19 protein-coding genes are annotated in these 18,733 nt (G+C 70.8%); 13 read left to right on the top strand and 6 right to left on the bottom strand.

The genetic code is table 11. The features are described from left to right. Nucleotides 1–80: 80 nt before the first annotated feature. Both Q7X29_RS08140 and Q7X29_RS08135 read left to right on the top strand, forming a co-directional pair. On the top strand, nucleotides 81–1,169 hold the full coding sequence (locus Q7X29_RS08140; protein ID WP_316573680.1) for an amidohydrolase family protein: 1,089 nt from the start codon (nucleotides 81–83) through the stop codon (nucleotides 1,167–1,169). Between the two features lie 34 nt (nucleotides 1,170–1,203). Next, complete coding sequence (locus Q7X29_RS08135) at nucleotides 1,204–1,611, top strand: DUF3224 domain-containing protein (protein WP_218721209.1); 408 nt, start codon at nucleotides 1,204–1,206, stop codon at nucleotides 1,609–1,611. Between the two features lies 1 nt (nucleotide 1,612). On the opposite strand, the gene Q7X29_RS08130 is transcribed toward Q7X29_RS08135, so the two are convergent. Both Q7X29_RS08130 and Q7X29_RS08125 read right to left on the bottom strand, forming a co-directional pair. Beyond that, nucleotides 1,613–2,362 (bottom strand): SWIM zinc finger family protein, encoded by a 750-nt coding sequence (locus tag Q7X29_RS08130; RefSeq protein WP_316573679.1) that lies wholly within the window; start codon nucleotides 2,360–2,362, stop codon nucleotides 1,613–1,615. Then, nucleotides 2,362–5,187 carry a DEAD/DEAH box helicase gene (locus tag Q7X29_RS08125; protein ID WP_316573716.1) on the bottom strand — a complete coding sequence of 942 codons (2,826 nt, stop codon included), beginning with the start codon at nucleotides 5,185–5,187 and terminating at the stop codon, nucleotides 2,362–2,364. Before Q7X29_RS08125 ends, Q7X29_RS08130 begins: the two co-directional genes overlap by 1 nt. Nucleotides 5,188–5,387: 200 nt before the next feature. On the opposite strand from Q7X29_RS08125, the gene Q7X29_RS08120 reads away from it, so the two are divergent. Both Q7X29_RS08120 and Q7X29_RS08115 read left to right on the top strand, forming a co-directional pair. Further along, nucleotides 5,388–5,750, top strand: a complete 363-nt coding sequence (locus Q7X29_RS08120; RefSeq protein WP_218720970.1) for a hypothetical protein — start codon at nucleotides 5,388–5,390, stop codon at nucleotides 5,748–5,750. A gap of 45 nt (nucleotides 5,751–5,795) precedes the next feature. Beyond that, the gene (locus tag Q7X29_RS08115) at nucleotides 5,796–6,482 is read left to right on the top strand and encodes an HNH endonuclease family protein (RefSeq protein ID WP_218720969.1); all 687 of its coding nucleotides are present in this window, start codon (nucleotides 5,796–5,798) and stop codon (nucleotides 6,480–6,482) included. A 105-nt stretch (nucleotides 6,483–6,587) separates the two neighbouring features. On the opposite strand, the gene Q7X29_RS08110 is transcribed toward Q7X29_RS08115, so the two are convergent. Then, nucleotides 6,588–7,406, bottom strand: coding sequence for a sulfurtransferase (locus Q7X29_RS08110; protein WP_374104908.1), 819 nt, complete (start codon nucleotides 7,404–7,406; stop codon nucleotides 6,588–6,590). Between the two features lie 271 nt (nucleotides 7,407–7,677). Here Q7X29_RS08110 and Q7X29_RS08105 point away from each other — a divergent pair, with 271 nt between their 5' ends. Beyond that, a complete protein-coding gene (locus tag Q7X29_RS08105) occupies nucleotides 7,678–8,880 on the top strand; it encodes a benzoate/H(+) symporter BenE family transporter (protein ID WP_218720968.1) in 1,203 nt (400 codons plus the stop codon). 57 nt (nucleotides 8,881–8,937) lie between these two features. On the opposite strand, the gene Q7X29_RS08100 is transcribed toward Q7X29_RS08105, so the two are convergent. Beyond that, a complete protein-coding gene (locus tag Q7X29_RS08100) occupies nucleotides 8,938–9,432 on the bottom strand; it encodes an Lrp/AsnC family transcriptional regulator (RefSeq protein WP_218720967.1) in 495 nt (164 codons plus the stop codon). Between the two features lie 170 nt (nucleotides 9,433–9,602). Here Q7X29_RS08100 and pdhA point away from each other — a divergent pair, with 170 nt between their 5' ends. From pdhA to Q7X29_RS08065, 7 genes are all read left to right on the top strand, one after another. Continuing rightward, on the top strand, nucleotides 9,603–10,685 hold the full coding sequence (gene pdhA / locus Q7X29_RS08095) for a pyruvate dehydrogenase (acetyl-transferring) E1 component subunit alpha (protein WP_316573678.1): 1,083 nt from the start codon (nucleotides 9,603–9,605) through the stop codon (nucleotides 10,683–10,685). Then, on the top strand, nucleotides 10,682–11,656 hold the full coding sequence (locus tag Q7X29_RS08090; protein WP_316573677.1) for an alpha-ketoacid dehydrogenase subunit beta: 975 nt from the start codon (nucleotides 10,682–10,684) through the stop codon (nucleotides 11,654–11,656). The genes pdhA and Q7X29_RS08090 overlap by 4 nt, the downstream gene beginning before the upstream one ends. A gap of 14 nt (nucleotides 11,657–11,670) precedes the next feature. Further along, the gene (locus Q7X29_RS08085; protein WP_316573676.1) at nucleotides 11,671–13,002 is read left to right on the top strand and encodes a dihydrolipoamide acetyltransferase family protein; all 1,332 of its coding nucleotides are present in this window, start codon (nucleotides 11,671–11,673) and stop codon (nucleotides 13,000–13,002) included. Between the two features lie 76 nt (nucleotides 13,003–13,078). Beyond that, entirely contained in the window at nucleotides 13,079–14,452 is a 1,374-nt protein-coding gene (locus tag Q7X29_RS08080) for a uracil-xanthine permease family protein (RefSeq protein WP_316573675.1), read from the top strand. Between the two features lie 84 nt (nucleotides 14,453–14,536). Continuing rightward, nucleotides 14,537–15,103, top strand: a complete 567-nt coding sequence (locus tag Q7X29_RS08075; protein WP_316573674.1) for an antibiotic biosynthesis monooxygenase family protein — start codon at nucleotides 14,537–14,539, stop codon at nucleotides 15,101–15,103. 22 nt (nucleotides 15,104–15,125) lie between these two features. After that, nucleotides 15,126–15,929, top strand: coding sequence for an SDR family oxidoreductase (locus Q7X29_RS08070; protein WP_218720961.1), 804 nt, complete (start codon nucleotides 15,126–15,128; stop codon nucleotides 15,927–15,929). 124 nt (nucleotides 15,930–16,053) lie between these two features. Next, the gene (locus Q7X29_RS08065) at nucleotides 16,054–16,272 is read left to right on the top strand and encodes a hypothetical protein (RefSeq protein WP_218720960.1); all 219 of its coding nucleotides are present in this window, start codon (nucleotides 16,054–16,056) and stop codon (nucleotides 16,270–16,272) included. A 6-nt stretch (nucleotides 16,273–16,278) separates the two neighbouring features. Here Q7X29_RS08065 and Q7X29_RS08060 read toward each other — a convergent pair whose 3' ends face one another. Together Q7X29_RS08060 and Q7X29_RS08055 are read right to left on the bottom strand one after the other, a co-directional pair. Continuing rightward, a complete protein-coding gene (locus tag Q7X29_RS08060) occupies nucleotides 16,279–16,713 on the bottom strand; it encodes an acyl-CoA thioesterase (RefSeq protein ID WP_218720959.1) in 435 nt (144 codons plus the stop codon). Nucleotides 16,714–16,767: 54 nt separating this feature from the next. After that, nucleotides 16,768–17,718 carry an AraC family transcriptional regulator gene (locus tag Q7X29_RS08055; RefSeq protein ID WP_316573673.1) on the bottom strand — a complete coding sequence of 317 codons (951 nt, stop codon included), beginning with the start codon at nucleotides 17,716–17,718 and terminating at the stop codon, nucleotides 16,768–16,770. Nucleotides 17,719–17,799: 81 nt separating this feature from the next. Between Q7X29_RS08055 and Q7X29_RS08050 the strand changes: the two genes are divergently transcribed. Further along, on the top strand, nucleotides 17,800–18,645 hold the full coding sequence (locus tag Q7X29_RS08050) for an NAD(P)H-binding protein (protein ID WP_218720957.1): 846 nt from the start codon (nucleotides 17,800–17,802) through the stop codon (nucleotides 18,643–18,645). The last annotated feature ends 88 nt before the right edge of the window (nucleotides 18,646–18,733 follow it).

The raw sequence follows: 18,733 nt of genomic DNA, 5'->3' as shown, positions 1-18,733 counted from the left end.
GCGATCGCCGCGAGCACGAATCCAGCCACACCCGGCACCCGCGTGTGACAATTGCCGCCAGCACACTGCCAGCGGCGGCGATGGGACGTACAGCAATGGACCTGACCGACCTCGACATCATCGATGCGCACATCCATCAGTGGGACCCGCGCACGACCCCGCGCGAATTCAGCAAGCTCGCCACCCTGCTGCGCTATCTGCCGCTGTCGATCGATATCGCGGCGAAGCTGGCGCCCCGCCGTGACCGGGAATTCGTCGGCGATCCCACCGCCTATACCGGCCCCTATCTGCCCGCCGATTACCGCACCGACCTGGGGACGACGGCGGTGCGCGGCATCGGGCACTGCGAAGTGGAATGGACCGGCTGGAAGCCCGACGAGACAAGGTGGGTGGCCAGCCTGCCGTTCGGCGTCGACACCCCGCCGCTGAGCCTCATCGTGGGGGCGGCCGATCCGGCCGCCGCGGACTTCGGCGCGGTGCTCGACGCGCATCAGTCGGCCTCGCCGCTGCTGCGCGGCATCAGGACCATGGTCGCCCACCACCCCGACCCGGCCGTGAAGTCGTTCGCGGCGCACGACGGCCACCTGACCGCCCCCGCCTTCCTGAACGGCTTCGGCCTGCTCGCCGAGCGCGGCCTGTCCTTCGACGCCTGGGTCTATTCGGGACAGCTGGCCGAGGTGACGGCACTGGCCGAGCGATTCCCCGAGGTCACCATCGTGCTCGACCACCTGGGCACGCCCGCGGGCATCTTCGGGCCGGTCGGCAAGGACACCGGGCACACCGCCGCCCAGCGCGGCGCCCTGTTCGACCGCTGGCGCGACGACCTCACCGATCTGGCCGCCCAGCCGAATGTGGTGGCCAAGGTCAGCGGCCTGATGATGCCGGTCCTCGGGCACCCGGTGCCGCCGCGCGGGGTCCCGACACCGGTGCCCACCCTGATCGACCGGGTGCGACCGCTGCTCACCCACGCGCTGACGGCCTTCGGCGCCGACCGGCTGATCTGGGGCTCCAACTTCCCGGTCGACAAACCGATCACCAGCATCACCGGCGCGGTCGAGACCGTGGCGAGCGTGCTCACCGACGCCGGGGCGAGCGCCGAGGACCTGCGGAAGGTGTTCGGCGGCAATGCCGTCCGGGTCTACCGCATCGACACGACAGCGCAGCGGTGACCGCGGTGTCGGTGGCCGCGTTTAGCATCGCCGCATGAAAGCAACCGGCACGTTCGAAGTCACCGCGTTCGACCCCACCGACCTGCAGCCCCAGCCGCCCATCGGCACCGGGCTCCCGGTCGGCGTCACGCTCATGACGAAGGTCTACGCCGGCGAGATCACCGGCACCTCGGCGACCCTGTTCACCGCGGCGTTCGACATGTCCACCGGCGCGGGCACCTACATCGCCATGGAGTCCTTCGAGGGCACCCTGGCAGGCAAGTCCGGCGCGTTCAACTTCGTCCACTCCGCCACCACCGGCGGCACCGATCGCACCGACGAGTTCTTCCACATCGTCCCCGCCAGTGGCACCGGCGAACTCACCGGCATCACCGGCACCGGCGCCCTCTACGTCGATTCCACCGGCGGCCACCACATCTGGTTCGACTACGACCTGCCCTGACTCAGCTGTCGAATTCCTGGTACAGGGAACGTAATTCGCGCAGGCCGGTCGCCGCGGTCTGTTCGTCTTCGGTGGACATGCGCAGGGCCCGGCGGAGGGGGACCGGGTCCAGGTCCTCGATGACGGCGCGGAATTCGATGCGGGGCAGTTCGGGGAGGTCGAGGTCGTCGCCGTAGGGGTCGGCGGATTCGGTGGTGCGGGTGGACTTCTCGACGCCGCCGATGAGGGTGTCCAGGTCGAGGCCGCGCAGGGTGAGGATTTCGCTGGGCTGCTCGTCGAGGCGTTCGGCGAGCAGGTAGCAGACCGCGGCGACGTGTTTGCACGGCCAGCCCATGTCCGGGCAGCTGCAGGAGAAGTCGAGTTCGGACGCCGTGGTGGGCAGCAGGTGCGGGCCCAACGCGGGCGGCAGTGCGCCGGAGGCGATCTCGGCGAGCATGCCGGGTGCCTCCCTGATCTCGGCGAGCAGCAGCTCGATCTCTTCCGCACGCAACGGCCGCAGCGCCAGCACCGAGGTGAACGGGCTGGGCTGGCTGCCCTGCACCTCGGCGGTGACGGCACCGCGCTCGATCCGGTAGTTCACCACCTGGCCGACCCTGGCGTAGGTGCGCCCGCGCGAGAGCCTGCCCGCGTCGGCGACCTTCTCCACCGCCTCCAGCAGGGACCGGCCCCACCAGGTCCGGCCGAACCCGCCGCGCGCCTTGGCGCCGCCGGTGACCGGTCGGCGCGGTCCGAACTGACTGAAATCGGCCACTAGTCGCCCACCGCCTCGGCACCGAGGGTGAACAGGTCGCGCAGTTCGTCGGTGCTCAGTTCGGTGATCCAGTTCTCGCCCGCGCCGACGGCCAGGTCGGCCAATTGCTTCTTCCCGCTGATCATCTCGTCGATGCGCTCCTCGATGGTGTCGACGCAGACCAGCTTGCGGACCTGCACCGCGCGCTGCTGACCGATCCGGAACGCGCGGTCGGTGGCCTGGTTCTCCACCGCCGGGTTCCACCAGCGGTCCAGGTGGATCACGTGATTGGCGGCGGTGAGGTTGAGCCCGGTGCCGCCCGCCTTGAGCGAGAGCAGCATCAGCGGCGGCCCGTTCTCCCGCTGGAACCCGGTCACCATCTCGTCGCGTCCCTTCTTGGACACTCCGCCGTGCAGGAACGGGATGGGGGTGCCGAAGCGCTCGGTGAGGAACGGCAGCACCAGGTCGCCGAATTCCCGGAACTGGGTGAACAGCAGGGCCTTCTCACCGTCGGCGACGACCGCGTCGAGCACGTCCTCGACCAGGGCGAGCTTGCCGGAGCGGTGACTGCCGCGACGCAGGATCGGCGAACCGTCGCCGAGGTAGTGCGCGGGATGATTGCAGACCTGCTTGAGTCTGGTCAGCGCGCCGAGCACCGCGCCCTTGCGGGCCATGCCCTTCGCGTCCTTCAACTTGGCCAGCATGTCGTCGACCACCGCCTGATAGAGCGCGGCCTGTTCGACGGTGAGGTTGGCCCGCACCGTCATCTCCAGCTTCTCCGGCAGATCGCTGATGACCGCCGGATCGGTCTTGAGCCTGCGCAGCACGAACGGGTCGGTGATCAGGCGTAACCGCTCGACGGCCTGCTGATCGCGTTCGCGTTCGATCGGCACGGCGAACCTGGCCCGGAACGACTGCGGACTGCCCAGCAGTTTCGGCATGGCGAAGTCGAACAGCGCGCGCAGTTCCTCGAGGCGGTTCTCCACGGGGGTTCCGGTGAGCGCCAGCCGATGTCGCGCCGTGAGCGCGCGCGCCGCGCGCGACTGGCGGGTGGCGGCGTTCTTGATGTGCTGGGCCTCGTCGAGCACGATCCGCTCCCACCGCTGCTCGCCGAGCAGGGTCGCGTCGCGGGCCAGCAGGGCGTAGGTGGTCACCACCAGATCAGCGTCGGCCACGGCGGCAGCGAATTCCGGGCCGGTGAGCCGCGAAGGGCCGTGGTGGACGAGCACTCGCAGATCGGGGGTGAACCGTTGCGCTTCCCGCTGCCAGTTGCCGACCACCGACATCGGGCACACCAGCAGGGTGGGGCCGACCCGATCTCCCGGGTCGGCCCGTCCGGTGCCGACCGCGGCCGATTCGCGCTCGTGCGCGAGCAGAGCCAGCACCTGCACCGTCTTGCCCAGGCCCATGTCGTCGGCCAGGATCGCACCGCAGTTGAGCCTGCTCATCGTGGCCAGCCAGCTCAGCCCGCGCTCCTGGTAGGGCCGGAGCTCGGCCTTGAGGCCGACCGGCACCGGGACCGGCTCGGGTTCGCCTTCCCCGGCGAACAATTCGGCCGCCCAGCCGACGGCGGTGACCTCGGTGACCGGCACATCGTCGACGCGTTCGGCGGCCAGTTCGCCGATCATGTCGGCCAGGGTGATCGGTGTGTCGTCGGCGTGCAGGGCCACATAGCGGGCGGCCGCGGCCAGCGCCCGATGGTCGGCCTGCACCCATTCCCCGCGCAGCTGCACGAGATCGGACTTGCTGCGGATCAGCCGCTCCATCTCGGCCTTGGTCAGCACCAGGTCGCCGAGCGCCAGTTCCCACCGGTAGGACAGCAATCCGCTCAGCCCGACCGTGGTCTCGGCGGCGGCCGGACTGCTCACCCGCAGCCGCATGCTCGGCTCGGCGATGTTCCAGGCGCGCGGCAGCAGCAGGCGGATACCGGCTTCCTGCAGGGCGTGCGCACCGTGCGCGACCAGGTCGGCGACGACCGCGGTGGGCAGCAGCAGGTCGAGTCCGCGCGGGTCGGTGGGCAGGTCGCGCAGGCGCGGATACGCCTTGCGCGCGTGCCCGAGTTTCTCCGCGGCGGTCCGGACCAGGACCGGGTCATCGTCGAGGACAACGGGTTTGGGCGCGTCGTCGACCGGGCGCAGGCACACCTGCAAGCGCCACAGCGCCACCGATTCGTCGACGGCGCCGAACTCACCGTCGGGTTCGCACAGGCGCAGCACGAGTTCCGGCTCGTCGGCGGCGTAGCCGGCCCGCCACTGCCCCAGGGTCTCGGCCAGCCGGTAGGAGCCCGCCTCGAGCGGGGTGTCGCCGACCAGCGCCCGCAGCATCGGGTGGGTCATGGTGCGGTGGGCGAGGTACTCGCGCGCGATCGGGTCGGTGAGCTCGGTGACGAGGTCGTCCAGCACAGCCGACGGCGACCCGGCCACGCGCAGCGCGGCGGGCATCGCGGCGGCCAGCTCGGCCAGCCACGCCCGCTGCCGCTGCCCGCCGACCAGCCGCCAGCGCACCCACCACTGGCCGTCGGCCCGCTCGACCTGCGGCACCACCCGGCCCGCCCGCACCCATCGTTCGACGCCACGGGCGACATGGCCGAGGAACCGCAGATCGCCGGAGATGTGCTCGCGCCCGAGTCTGCTGCGCAGCACGACGGCCGCCGTGGGCGGCGCGAGCGCGTGGGCGCGCACCTCGGCGGTATCGGGCCGTCCCGCGGCATCGACGACGAGCACCTCGGCGCGATGCCGGAACCTGGCGCGTTCGAGGATGTCGCCCAGCACCGAGCCGACGGCCACCGGCGCCCCGTCGTGCCACAGCAGCAGGCCCGACCCGGGGGACCACAGACCGTGCAGCATGGGTTCCATCCAAGCAGTCGGCACCGACAACCGGCGCGGCGGCTCCTCCCCCTGGATTTCTCGCCGATCCCGGAACATACTTGGATATCCCCTGGTCACGGGCCGGACCATCCACCGGCGACAACTACATAACGACCCAGGCGAACCGGGCTCGCTCCGGCTCGGCCGATGAACCCCTTGTATGCGTGCGGAGGGCAGTGATGACGATTCTGCTCCAGGTTCTCGAGCAGAGCTATACCCCGACAACCCCGTGGGAACGGCGCAAATTCACTTTCATCGACACCGGAAAGATCGTCGGCATGCGCCTGGACGGCCAATCCGGGGTGTGGCTCGACCTGTCCAGACCTGGCGAATCCCAGCGTCTGGCCCACACGGCCGATCCGCGCGAGTCGATCACCTTCCTGTTGACCGTGTTCGCCAAGATCGCCGAATGCGAGGACCGTGGCGGATCCTGGCTGGTCGGCCACGACGGCACACACGTGTCCTCGATCGCGGCGACGCGATTCCCGCCGAACTCCAGCGAAGTAGCCGCCGACGACATCCTCGCCCGCGCCTGGTTGTGAGCCCGCGCGGGTTGTTGTCGGTGCCTCCGGCTACAACCTGCAGGTATGTGGACATGGGCGCGGCTGCTGGTGATGGTGCTCGCGGTCGCGGGCTGTGGCGTTCTCACCCCGGATGAACCGGTCACCCCGGCACCCGGGAGTCCGACGCGTGCCGAGGTGACCGCGCTGCTCGAGCGGGTGCGGGTGATCGCGGCCCGCCCCCGTCCCGGCGGCTACGAACGCGGCTGCAAGGCGGGCCAGGCGTGCGTGTTCGGCACCGCCTGGTCCGACGACACCGACGCACCGGGCGGCCACGACGGCTGCGATACGCGCAACAACGTCCTCGCCGGACAGCTGCGCGAGGTGGTGCTGCGCGGCCGCTGCGTCGTCGTCGAGGGCGTGCTCACCGACCCCTACACCGGCGCCGACATCACCTTCCGCAAGTCCGACGGCGGCCGGGTGCAGATCGACCATGTCTACCCGCTGGCCGCCGCCTGGGACATGGGCGCGGCCGGCTGGCCGCCCGCCCAGCGCCTGCGCTTCGCCAACGACCTGTCGGTGAACCTGCTGGCCACCGGGGCCACCACCAACCAGTCCAAGGGCGACGACACCCCGGCCGACTGGCTCCCCCCGGCCCGCGCCAACCACTGCTTCTACGCCGCGAAGTACCTCACGGTCGCCGTCGACTACGACCTCCCGATCACCGCCGCCGACAACGCCGCCCTCCACGACATCGCCCGCGGCTGCCCCTGAGCCCCGGTGACGGCGACTGCCGCGATCAGCCGTCCACCGGTGCGCCGGCGAGCGCGGGTCCGCGAGCGCGGCGCGCGAGGCGCCCGCTCGACCTTCCGGCCTGGCCTAGGCTCCCGTCGCGACCGGGCGCTTCGGGTCGTTGGACCATTGCGACCAGGAGCCCGGATACAGCGCGGCCGGGATGCCCGCCACGGCGAGGGCCGCGATCTGGTGCGCGGCGGTGACGCCGGAGCCGCAGTACACGGCGACCGGGCCGTCCCCGAACGCGGCGAAGCGGGCGCGCAGGGTGTCGGCGGGGTGGAAACGTCCGGTGTCGTCGAGGTTGTCGGCGGTCGGGGCGCTCACCGCGCCGGGGATGTGCCCGGCCTGCGGATCGACCGGCTCCACCTCACCGCGATAGCGTTCGCCCGCGCGGGCATCGAGGAGCACGCCGGACCAGCCCGCCGCGGCGTCGGCGTCGATCACCGGCAGAGCACCGGGACGGACCACCAGGTCGCCGGTGGCCGGGTCCGGCTCGGCGCCGGTGGCGAGCTCGCCGTCGGCGGCGGTCCAGGCGGGCAGGCCGCCGTCGAGGATGCGGACGTCGGCGACCCCGGCCCAGCGCAGCAGCCACCAGGCCCTGGCCGCGGCCATGCCGCCGGTCGCGTCGTAGACCACCACCGGTTCACCGTCGCCCAGTCCCCAACTGCGCGCGCACTTTTCGAAGGTGCCCGGATCGGGGAGCGGGTGACGGCCGCGCGCGGGCGAGGGCGCGGCGGCGAGTTCGGTCTCCAGGTCGACGAAGACCGCGCCCGGGATGTGCCCGTCGAGATAATGCTGCGGGCCGTTCGGATCACCGAGCGCCCACCGCACATCGAGCAGGTGGATGTTGTTGTCCGCCAGCTCTTCCCGGAGCTCCTCCGGGGAGATCAATACCGCGCCCACTGCCACTCCTCACCACGGTCGTACCTGCGAATCCCCCGTCGCCACCCTACGCAGAGCGGGCGGTTCACCGGTGCCGAACATGGCCGCGACCTCGGCTCGACCGACGAATCCGGCCACCGGCCGGGTGAACCGACTGCGGCGACGCGCCGACATGGTCCATCCTCGACCGCCTGCCGGCACGAACTGGACTGCCCGGCGCCGACCGCAGATCAGGCCACTTTCCCGGTACTGGCAGGCGACAGCGGCAGCACCGACCGGCAATATCGGGACAATGTCGCAGGTCACCACCACGCCCGATGAGGTCACCGAACCTCGGGCCGGAATCGCGCAACCGCTCGGCGCGGGCGCGATCACCGCACTGGTCGGGTTCACCAGTTCGTTCGCGGTGGTGCTCAGCGGTTTGCGGGCGGTGGGCGCGAGCCCGGCGCAGGCGGCATCCGGGCTGATGATCCTGTGCTTCACGCAGGGCATCGGCATTCTGCTGCTCAGTTTCCGGTACCGGATCCCGATCACGCTGGCCTGGTCGACGCCGGGCGCGGCGCTGCTGGCGAGCACCGGGCTGGTGGCCGGCGGCTGGCCCGGCGCGGTCGCGGCGTTCGCGGTGACCGGCGTGCTCATCGTCATCACCGGGCTGTGGCAGCGGCTCGGGTCGCTGGTGGCGGCGATCCCGGTGCCGATCGCGCAGGCGATGCTCGCCGGAGTACTCGTCCCGCTGTGCTTGGCGCCGGTCAAGGCGCTGCACACCTCCCCCGCCGTGGTCGTGCCGGTCATCCTGGTGTGGCTGGTGCTGCAGCGGTACGCGCCGAAGTGGGCGGTGCTGGTGGCCTTCGCCACCGCGGCGATCGGCACCGGCGTCGACATCGCGGTCCGCGACCGGCACCTCGATCTCGCCGCGATGGTCCCGACCGTGGAATGGACGGCGCCGCACTGGCATTGGCAGGCGATCGTCGGCATCGCGGTGCCGCTCTACATCGTCACGATGGCCTCGCAGAACATTCCCGGCGTCGCGGTGATGCGCTCGTTCGACTACCAGGTGCCCTGGCGCGCGTCGATGCTCGTCACGGGCATCGGCACCATCGCCGGCGCCGCCGCGGGCGGCCACGCGATCAACCTCGCCGCCATCAGCGCCGCGCTGTCCGCCGCCCCCGCCGCGAGCCCCGACCCGAAACGCCGCTGGATCGCCGCCGCCACCGCGGGCGCCGCCTACCTGATCCTCGGCCTCGCCTCGGCCGCCCTGGTCACCCTGATCGCCGCCGCCCCGGCAGGCACCCTGGAAACCGTGGCGGGCCTGGCGCTGCTCGCTACCCTCGCCGCCGCCCTCACCGGCGCCCTCACCGACCCCGACCACCGCATGTCCGGCCTGGTCACCTTCCTGGTAGCCGCCTCCGGCACCACTTTCTTCGGCATCGGTGGAGCCTTCTGGGCCCTCCTGGCCGGTCTCCTCGTCCGCCGCTTCCTGCCGTCCGGCACGTAGGGCCGACACCGCGCTGGGCAACACGATCGGCACAGGGCGGCGCACCGCCGACGGCTCTCAGTTCGGCCCGGCGAGGCGGTCGAGGAGGGGGGCGGTGCGGGGGCCGACGAGTTCGCGCATCACCAGGGCCATGTTGGTGCGTTCCACGCCGGGGATCTTGAGGATCCGGCCGGCGATGCGGTAGAGGTCGTCGGCGTCGCGGGCGACGATACGGACGGTGAGGTCGGTGGAGCCGGTCATGCCGCAGACCTCGGTGACCTCGGGGACGTCGGCGAGTTCGTCGACGACGGAGTCGAGTTGATGCTGGTCGACGACCACCGCGACGAAGGCCGCCAGCGGGTAGCCGAGAGCGCGGGGCTCGACGCGTCGCTCGAAGCTGCCCAGCACGCCGCCGTTGTCCCAGCGGGCCAGCCGGGCCTGGACGGTATTGCGGGACAAGCCGAGGCGGGCGGCCAGCTCGACGCCGGTGGCCCGGGGATTGGCGATCAGCTCGCGCAGCAGCCGCGCGTCGGTGGCGTCCAGTGTCACGGCGTCGGGTTCGCGACTTGTCATACGACGCAGTATGACAGCGCGCGCCGGGTCCAGACCGTGCATTCTGCTCATTGCCGTGTCGGTCGCTTGCGCAGTCGGCTTTATCGTGGATGCTGAGTGATACACATCGCACTCAGCGATTGTCGTACTTGCATCGGCCCACAAGGCGCGGTGGTGAGGAGGCGATCTCGATGTCGGAGAAGCAGACCTACCCGGTCCAGTTGGTTCAGCCGGACGGCAGGCGCGTGTTCGATCGCGAACACGCCGCGCTGGTCGCCGACATCGATGCCGGGCGGTTGCGGCAGCTCTACGAGGACCTGGTCGTGACCCGCCGGATCGACGTCGAGGCTACCGCCCTGCAACGCCAGGGACAGCTCGGCCTGTGGCCCCCGCTGCTCGGCCAGGAGGCCGCCCAGGTGGGCTCGGCGCACGCCCTGCACCCCGACGACTACGTGTTCTGCTCCTACCGCGAGACCGCGGTGGCCTACGTCCGCGGTGTCGCGCCCGAGCAGCTGACCACCCTGTGGCGCGGCGTCGCCCATCACTGCTGGGACCCGGACACGGTCAACATGACCAACGCCAACATCGTCGTCGGCTCCCAGGGGCTGCATGCCACCGGCTACGCCTACGCCGCCCACCTCGACGGCGCCGACATCGCCACCATCGCCTACTTCGGTGACGGCGCGACCAGCCAGGGCGACATCGCCGAAGCGCTCGGCTTCGCCGCGACCTGGAGCGCGCCGGTGGTCTTCTTCTGCCAGAACAACCAGTGGGCGATCAGCGAACCGGTGACGGTGCAGAGCCACGTGCCGCTGGTGCGCCGGGCCGACGGCTACGGCATCCCGGGCGTGCAGGTCGACGGCAACGATGTGCTGGCGGTCCTCGCCGTCACCCGCCAGGCGGTGGAGCGGGCCCGCACCGGCGGCGGCCCCACCTTCATCGAGGCGATGACCTACCGGATGGGCCCGCACACCACCGCCGACGACCCGTCGCGCTACCGCACCGCCGCCGACACCGAGTACTGGGAACACCGCGACCCGATCGAGCGCATCCGCCTGCTGCTCGACCGCGAGGGCCACCTCGACCCGGAGTTCGCCCGCCAGGTGGCCGCCACCGCCGACGACGTCGCCCGCCGCGTGCGCACCGCGACGCTGGAGATGCCCGATCCCGACCCCGAGCGCATGTTCGACCACGTCTACGCGACCGAGCACCCCCTGATCACCGAAGAGGCACAGCAGTTCTCGGCCTACCTCGCCGAAGGAGCCCAGTCATGATCACCACCTTCGCCGCCGCCCTCAACACCGGCCTGCGCCGCGCCATGGAAGACGACGCCAAGGTGGTCCTGCTCGGCGAGGACATCGGCAGGCTCGGTGGCGTGTTCCGGGTGACCGACACCTTGCAGAAGGACTTCGGCGACAACCGCGTGATCGACACTCCCCTGGCCGAATCCGGCATCGTCGGCACGGCTTTCGGAATGGCCTTGCGCGGCTACCGCCCGGTGGTGGAGATCCAGTTCGACGGTTTCGTCTATCCCGCCTTCGACCAGATCGTCTCCCAGGTCGCCAAGATCCACTACCGCACCGGCGGCAAGGTGAAGGCGCCGTTGACGATTCGCATTCCGTTCGGTGGCGGCATCGGCGCGGTCGAGCACCATTCGGAGTCGCCGGAGGTGTATTTCGCGCATACCGCGGGCCTGCGGGTCGTCTCGCCGAGCACCCCCGCGGACGCGTATTCGATGATCCGCCAGGCCATCGCGCTGGACGATCCGGTGGTGTTCTTCGAACCGAAACGTCGCTATTGGGACAAATCCGACGTAGATTTCGACGGCGAACCGGATCTGCCGCTGCACAAGGCCAGGGTGTGCACCCGCGGCGCGGACGCGACCGTGGTCGCCTACGGCGGCACCGTCGCCACCGCGCTCACTGCGGCGAAGATCGCGGCCGAGGAAGGACATTCGCTGGAGGTGATCGATCTGCGCAGTCTCTCGCCGATCGACGTCGACACGATCGCCGAATCGGTCGACAAGACCGGCCGGTTGATCATCGTGCACGAGGCGCCGGTCTTCGCCGGGCTCGGCGCCGAGATCGCGGCCAGGATCACCGAACGCTGCTTCTATCACCTCGAGGCGCCGGTGCTGCGCGTCGGTGGCTACGACATCCCCTACCCCCCGGCTAAGCTCGAAAAGCACCACCTGCCCGACCCCGACCGCATTCTGGCGGCGGTCGATCGCTGTCTAGCCGCGTGATGAAAGGTGCCGCAGTGCCGGAACAAGCCGCCGACGACGGTCATGTTCTCGAATTCCGCCTACCCGATCTGGGCGAGGGCCTCGCCGACGGTGACCTGGTGTCCTGGGCTGTCGCGGTCGGCGACACGGTGGAACTGAACCAGACCATCGCGGAGGTCGAGACCGCCAAGGCCGTCGTCGCGCTGCCGTCGCCGTTCTCCGGGGTGGTCGTGGAGCTGCTGGCCCAGCCGGGCGACACCGTTCCGGTCGGTGCGCCGCTGATCCGGGTGCGCAACGATCTCGAGGTCACCGCGCCGCCGACCGCCGACCACGTCACCCGCAACGACGTGCTGGTCGGCTACGGCCCGGAGGCCGAATCCACCTCGCGCAGGCGCAGATCCACCCCGGCGGCCGCGATGGCGTCGAGCACGCCGAGCACTCATCGCGCGGCGGCCACGCCCGCGGCGCGCAAGCTGGCCAAGGAACTCGGCATCGATCTGTGGTTCGTCGCAGGCTCGGGGCCGGAGGGCGCGGTCACCGTGGAGGACGTGCGCTCGGCCGTCCCGCTGACGGCACCGAGGACACCGGCGCGCGCGGGTGAGACCGCGCCCGCGCCGGTCGACGGGCACTCCGGCGACGCCGACGGCGGGCTGATCGAGCCGACCGCCCGCGAGCACCGCACCCCCGTCACCGGCATCCGCAAGCGCACCGCCGCGGCGATGCAGGCCAGCTCCCGCACGATCCCGCAGGCCAGCACCTTCGTCACCGTCGACTGCACCGCCACGATGGAACTGCTCGATCACCTGCGCACGACGACATCGTTCGAGGGACTCACCCTCACTCCGCTGGCCCTGGTGGCCAAGGCCGCGCTGGCGGCGATCGCGGAGTATCCGGGAATCAATGCCGCCTGGGACGAGCAGAACCAGGAGATCGTCACCAAGCACTACGTGAACCTGGGGATCGCGGTGGCCGCCGAGCGCGGGCTGCTGGTGCCGAATCTCAAGGAGGCGCAGTCGCTGAGCCTGCGTGAACTGTGCCGGGAGATCAGCTGGTCGGCCGAGACGGCCCGATCGGGCAACGCCACGCCCGCCGATCTGCGCGGCGGCACCTTCACCATCACCAATGTCGGGGTGTTCGGCGTGGACACCGGGGTGCCGCTGGTGAATCCGGGCGAGGCCGCGATCCTGTGCCTCGGGTCGATCCGCAAGCGGCCGTGGGTGTTCCGCGACGAACTGGCCGTGCGCTGGGTGACCACACTGGGTCTGAGCTTCGATCACCGGATGGTCGACGGCGAGCTCGGCGCCCGCTTCCTCGCGACCACCGCCGGCTTCCTCGAGGACCCGTTGACGCTGCTCAGCCGCGTCTGAGCGATATACCCGACCCGTCACACCGCCGAAACACGACGCGCATCGGCGGTAAAAATGGCGGGCTACAAACAGGTGCATGAGTGAGTTACATCCCGTCGACACCCGGCTGCCGTTCGCGCGGCAGCTGGTGTTCGGCATCCAGCACGTCTTGATCATGTACACCGGATGTATCACCGTGCCGCTGGTGTTCGGCGCGGCCGCTGGGCTCGACCGGTCGACGATTGGACTGCTGATCAGCGCCGATCTGCTGGTCGCCGGGATCATCACGCTGGTGCAGAGCCTCGGCGTTGGCAAGCTGGCGGGCGCGCGCCTGCCGATCGTATGTGGCGCGACCTTCGTCGGCCTGAATCCGATGATCCTGATCGCCAAGGAGTACGGCCTGGACGCCGTCTACGGGTCGATGCTGATCGGCGGTGTCGTCGGCATCGCGCTGGCCTGGCCGTTCGCCCGGGTCGTGCGCTTGTTCCCACCGCTGGTCACCGGAACCGTGCTGACGGTGGTCGGGGTGTCGCTGATCGGGGTCGCCGGGGGCCTGATCATCGGCACCGACCCGAAGTCGCCGAGCTTCGCCGCGCCGTCGAACATCGGGCTGGCCGCGGTCGTGGTGCTGATCGCGGTCGGGTTCGTCTGCCTCGGCCGCGGGGTGTGGTCGCAACTGGGCGTGCTCATCGCGCTGGTCGCCGGGATCGCGATCGCGCTGCCGATGGGCCTGGTGAGCACCGCGGGCATCGGCACCGCGGACTGGGTCGGGATCCCGCAGCCCTTCCACTTCGGCGCACCGCAGTTCCCGGTGACCGCGGTGGTGGCGATGAGCATCGTGATGGCCGTGGTGTTCGCCGAGTCGACCGCGAGCATGCTCGCGATCAGCGAGATCACCGGCAAGCCCGTCGGCAAGGGCGATCTGGCCCGCGGCCTGGTCGGTGACGGCCTCTCGGGCGTGCTGGGCGGGGTCTTCACCGCGTTCGTCGACACGATTTTCAACCAGAACGTCGGCGCGGTCGCGGCGACGCGGATCTACAGCCGGTACGTGACCGCGGTGAGCGGCGCGATCCTGGTGGTCCTGGGGCTGGTGCCACGGATCGGCGAGGTCGTCGCGGCGATCCCGAAGCCGGTGGTCGGCGGGGTCGGGCTGGTGCTGTTCGCGACGGTCGCGGTGGTCGGCGTCAACACGCTGCGCCAGGCCGACCTGCTCGACCGGGTCAACGCCACCATCGCCGCGACCGCGATCGGCATCGGCCTGCTGCCCGAGCTGACCAGCGGCATGTTCACCAAGTTCCCGACCTCGGCGCAGATCCTGCTCGACAGCGGCGTCACGCTGGGCGCCGGCGCCGCGTTCCTGCTGAACCTGGTCTTCAACCACACCCGCCTCGGCACCATGGCCCGCGCCGCGATCGCCCCGGCCGAACCGGTGGCGCAGGCACCGCAGCCCGCGGCGGCGGTCACCACCTGACGGCGGGCACGACGCGGTGACTCGGCCTATCCTCGACGCAGCGGCACCGCGTCGGGAACGGGCCGAATTCCTCAGGTGGGCACCATGATCGAGATCAGCATCGTCGAGACCTCGGCCGCGCGAGTCGACGCCCTGCGGCCCGCGTGGCGGCCCGATCTCGTGCCGGGCGTGGCTACCGCCGTCCTGCTCCGGGCGATCGAGCGCGGCACCGCGCATCAGCTGATCTCGGTCGGCGTCGTCGACGTCGACAGCACCACGCCCCTGTTCACGGCGCCGGTCGAGGCGGCGACCGGCAGCTACGGCGTGGCCGCCCAGTACACCGCCGAGGCGCCGGCGACCGGTGCGGGCATCGTCTTCGTCAACGCCTTCGATCTGCCCGTGGCGCGGATCGACGAGTTCATCGGGCACTGGCACACCCGCGCCGGCCTGATGTCGCGCGCGCCCGGTCTCCGGGACAACCGCCTGCACCGAGCCATCGACCCCGGCGTCCGCTTCCCACTGGTCGATATCGCGCACTGGGACGGCGAGCAGGCCTGGCGCGCCGCGGGCGCGAGCCCCGAATTCCAGCGGCGGCTCTCGGCCGCGCCGAGTTATGCCACCGCGCACCCCGCGCTGTACACCGTGGTGGCGGAATTCCCCGCCGGGCGGTGACGGCCGCCGTTAGGGTGCGGTCATGGAGATTGCAGGCAAGGTCGGCATCGTCACGGGCGCGGGCGGCGGCATCGGCGCCGCGCTCGCGCATCGGCTCGTCGCGGGCGGCGCGCGGGTCGTCGTCGCCGACATCGACGCGGACACCGCGGCGAAAGTAGCAAATGAGCTGGGCGAGAACGCCGTCGCGGTCGGCGGTGACGTGGCCGACGAGCAGGTGATCGCCGAGCTCATCGCGGCGGCGGAAGGCTCGTTCGGTCCGGTCGATCTGTTCTTCGCGAACGCGGGCATCGGCGGCGGACCCGGTCTGGAGAGCACCGAGGACCAGTGGTCGGCGGCACTCGAGGTGAACGTGATGGCGCATGTGCGCGCCGCGCGGCTGCTCGTACCCGGCTGGGTCGAGCGCGGCGGCGGGTACTTCGTCTCGACCGCGTCGGCGGCCGGGCTGCTCACCCAGATCGGCTCGGCGCCCTATTCGGTGACCAAGCACGCGGCGGTCGGCTTCGCCGAATGGCTCTCGGTCACCTACGGCGACCAGGGCGTCCGGGTGAGCTGCCTGTGCCCGATGGGCGTCGATACCCGGCTGCTCAGCGGCGACCTGATCCCCGACGCACCGGAGGCGGCCGCGCTGGCGATCAAGGCCGTGACGACGGCGGGCGCGGTGCTCTCGACCGAGGAGGTCGCCGAGACGGTGATCGAGGCGATGGCCGCCGAGCACTTCCTGATCCTGCCGCACCAGGAGGTCCTGCAGATGTACCGCAACAAGGGCTCCGACTACGACCGGTGGATTTCCGGCATGCGCCGATTCCAGACGATGCTGCGCGGGTGAGCGCGCAACTCGCTCGGAACAATTCACCCGAGGTAGCCGCGCGATCGCTCGATCCCTGCCACGATGGTCGGTAGCCGCCGGTCACGATCCGCTGACCGGCGCAGGTCTACGCGGAGATCCGGCGATGGCAACACTGGTGTATTTCAAGAAGGTTCGCGACGAAACCACCGAGGTCGAATACCATTTCGGCCCCAGCCGTGACCAGCTCGATTCCGCGCTGGTGATCGATAAGACCACCTTCTCGGCGCTACCCGGCCCGCCCGGCTACAGCCCGGCGGGCCAGATCATCCTGCGCGCCCGCCGTGCGAGCGAATGGCCGGAGGTCGGCGTCATCGCCTCCTGAGTTCGGCTACTCGGTGACGAGTTCGGCCGCGGCGGTCCGGACGACCTCCGGGATCGCCACCGGTTTGCGGGTGTCGGCGTCGACATAGACGTGCACGAAATCGCCCGTCGCGGCCAGTTCGAGTCCCGCCTCGGTCTCCTTGAAGATCGCCAGGTCGTAGGTGATGCTCGAGGTGCCGAGGCGGGCGATGCGCAGGCCGACCTGCAACTGGTCGGGGAAGCTCACCGAACCGTGGAACCGGCACGAGGTCTGGGCGACGACGCCGAGCGCGGGCAGCGCGGTGATATCCGTGCCGGTGGCGCGCATCAGCCAGGCGTTCACCGCGGTGTCGAAGTAGGAGTAGTAGGTCACGTTGTTCACGTGGCCGTACTGGTCGTTGTCGGCCCAGCGAGTCGGCATCGGCCACAGGACGGGATAGCTCACGCTGTCATCATGCAGCATGGGCCCGCGGCCCGGCGTGGCCACGTTCCGCGATCGCCGCCGGGAACCGACCGCTCATGCGGACGACGACAGCGCGGCCGTGTTCCCCTGCCGGTGGTCGCGCGGACTCACCCCGAAGTGCCGCTTGAATGCGGTGCTGAGCGCGAAGGCGCTGCCGTAGCCGACCTGGTGGGCGATGGCTTCCACCGTCGCGTCGGACTCGGCCAGCAGATCGGCGGCCAGTGACAGCCGCCATTCGGTCAGGAACGTCATCGGTGGCTCGCCGACCAACTCGGTGAACCGCCGGGCCAGCGCGGCCCGCGACATCCCGACCGCCTCGGCCAGCGCGACCACCGTCCACGGGTGGGCCGGGTTGTGCTGGAGCAGGCGCAGGGCCTTGCCGACCAGCGGATCGCTGTAGGCGTGATACCAGGCGGGGGCGTCGTCGCGGGCGAACCACGCGCGCAGGGCGGCGATGAGCAGCAGGTCGAGCAGGCGGTCCAGCACGGCGGTCTGGGCAGGCAGGTCCTTGGTGGCCTCGTCGACGAGCAGATCGAGCAGCCGGGTGTCGAGATCACCACGCGGCAGCACCGCGACCTGCGGCAGCGCCCGCAGCAGCCGCCTGCTCACCGCACCCGCCGATTCGTAGGTGCCGGTCACCATCAGCGTCTCGCCGTCGGCGTCGGTGCCCCACTGTCGTACCCCGAGACTCAGTGTCTCGCACAGGATCTCACCATCGGCGGTGGTGGTGACCTGACCCGGCTGGATGATGATCTGCGGTTCGGTCGCCGGATCGTCGGCCACCGTATACGGGTGCGGCCCACGGAAGATCGCGACATCACCGGCGCGGAGCTGCCGCGGCGGCTGGGAATCGGTACCGACCCAGGCGTTTCCCCGGATCATCGCGAGCACCGTCAACGGCGCGCCGTCCTGGATCCGCAGTGACCACGGCGGGTTCAGCAGCGAGCACATCAGGAACGCACCGCGAGCACGCGGCCCTTCGAGCAGTCCGGCCAACGCATCCACGTCGTCCACAGTAGACGACCGCGCATGTTCGCGAGCGGTACGACGATGTTGCCCGCGGCCCAGGACCGATGTACTTATCTCATGACAAACACCGCTTCTCACCAGCAGCTTTTCCTCGTCACCGGCGGCACCGGCAAGACCGGCAGCCGTGTCGCGGCGCGCCTGGCGGCCGCGGGCCACCCGGTCCGGCTCGGCTCGCGTACCGCCCCGATCCCGTTCGACTGGACCGACCGGGCCACCTGGGGCCCGGCCCTGGCCGGGGTCGACTCGGTCTACCTGTCCTACCAGCCCGATCTCGCCGTCCCCGGCGCACCGGATGTCATCCACGCGTTCACCGCCGCCGCGAAGGCGGCCGGGGTGACCTCGGTGGTCCTGTTGTCCGGTCGCGGCGAGCCCGAAGCGCGCGAATGCGAAGTGATCGTGGAGAATTCGGGCCTGGCCTGGACCGTGGTCCGCTCCGCCTTCTTCGCGGAGAACTTCAGCGAGGGCGCCTTCCTGCCCGACGTGCTCGCCGGCGCGGTCGCCCTGCCCAACGGCGATGTGCCCGAACCGTTCGCGCACGCCGACGACATCGCCGAGGTCGCCGTGGCCGCGCTCACCGATGCCCGGCACGCGGGCGAGATCTACGAGATCACCGGGGCGCGGGCCCTGACCTTCGCCGAGGCCGTGGGCGAGATCGCCGCGGCCAGCGGCCGCGAGATCGCGTTCATCCCGGCCTCGCGCCCGGAATTCGTTGCGACACTGGCCGAATACCAGGTCCCCGACGATGTGATCAGCCTGCTCGACTACCTGTTCGGCACCATCCTCGACGGCCGCAACTCCGCCACCGCCGACGGCGTCGAGCGCGCGCTCGGCCGCGCGCCGCGGGATTTCAGCGAATACGCCAAGGAGACCGCGGCCACTGGAATCTGGACGCCCCAGGAGTGAGCCGGCTGCCAACGCGCTGCGCGCCCGGACCGGCAGCGCGTGGTCGGCTCGGTCTGCCCGCGTCCGGCAGCGGGCGCGGGTACCGTCG

Source organism: Nocardia canadensis (genome assembly GCF_032656385.1).
Lineage (GTDB): Bacteria > Actinomycetota > Actinomycetes > Mycobacteriales > Mycobacteriaceae > Nocardia > Nocardia canadensis.
This window is presented reverse-complemented; position numbering and strand designations above follow the sequence as displayed.

Bases quoted from the DNA above. Each gene is read 5' to 3' on its own strand.
- Q7X29_RS08075 (WP_316573674.1), top strand. From the start codon at position 14,537: ATGATCGAGATCAGCATCGTCGAGACCTCGGCCGCGCGAGTCGACGCC.
- Q7X29_RS08120 (WP_218720970.1), top strand. From the start codon at position 5,388: ATGACGATTCTGCTCCAGGTTCTCGAGCAGAGCTATACCCCGACAACC.
- Q7X29_RS08105 (WP_218720968.1), top strand. From the start codon at position 7,678: ATGTCGCAGGTCACCACCACGCCCGATGAGGTCACCGAACCTCGGGCC.
- Q7X29_RS08100 (WP_218720967.1), bottom strand. From the start codon at position 9,432: ATGACAAGTCGCGAACCCGACGCCGTGACACTGGACGCCACCGACGCG.
- Q7X29_RS08080 (WP_316573675.1), top strand. From the start codon at position 13,079: ATGAGTGAGTTACATCCCGTCGACACCCGGCTGCCGTTCGCGCGGCAG.
- Q7X29_RS08135 (WP_218721209.1), top strand. From the start codon at position 1,204: ATGAAAGCAACCGGCACGTTCGAAGTCACCGCGTTCGACCCCACCGAC.
- pdhA (WP_316573678.1), top strand. From the start codon at position 9,603: ATGTCGGAGAAGCAGACCTACCCGGTCCAGTTGGTTCAGCCGGACGGC.
- Q7X29_RS08060 (WP_218720959.1), bottom strand. From the start codon at position 16,713: ATGCTGCATGATGACAGCGTGAGCTATCCCGTCCTGTGGCCGATGCCG.
- Q7X29_RS08070 (WP_218720961.1), top strand. From the start codon at position 15,126: ATGGAGATTGCAGGCAAGGTCGGCATCGTCACGGGCGCGGGCGGCGGC.
- Q7X29_RS08065 (WP_218720960.1), top strand. From the start codon at position 16,054: ATGGCAACACTGGTGTATTTCAAGAAGGTTCGCGACGAAACCACCGAG.
- Q7X29_RS08140 (WP_316573680.1), top strand. From the start codon at position 81: ATGGGACGTACAGCAATGGACCTGACCGACCTCGACATCATCGATGCG.
- Q7X29_RS08125 (WP_316573716.1), bottom strand. From the start codon at position 5,187: ATGCTGCACGGTCTGTGGTCCCCCGGGTCGGGCCTGCTGCTGTGGCAC.
- Q7X29_RS08050 (WP_218720957.1), top strand. From the start codon at position 17,800: ATGACAAACACCGCTTCTCACCAGCAGCTTTTCCTCGTCACCGGCGGC.
- Q7X29_RS08090 (WP_316573677.1), top strand. From the start codon at position 10,682: ATGATCACCACCTTCGCCGCCGCCCTCAACACCGGCCTGCGCCGCGCC.
- Q7X29_RS08115 (WP_218720969.1), top strand. From the start codon at position 5,796: ATGTGGACATGGGCGCGGCTGCTGGTGATGGTGCTCGCGGTCGCGGGC.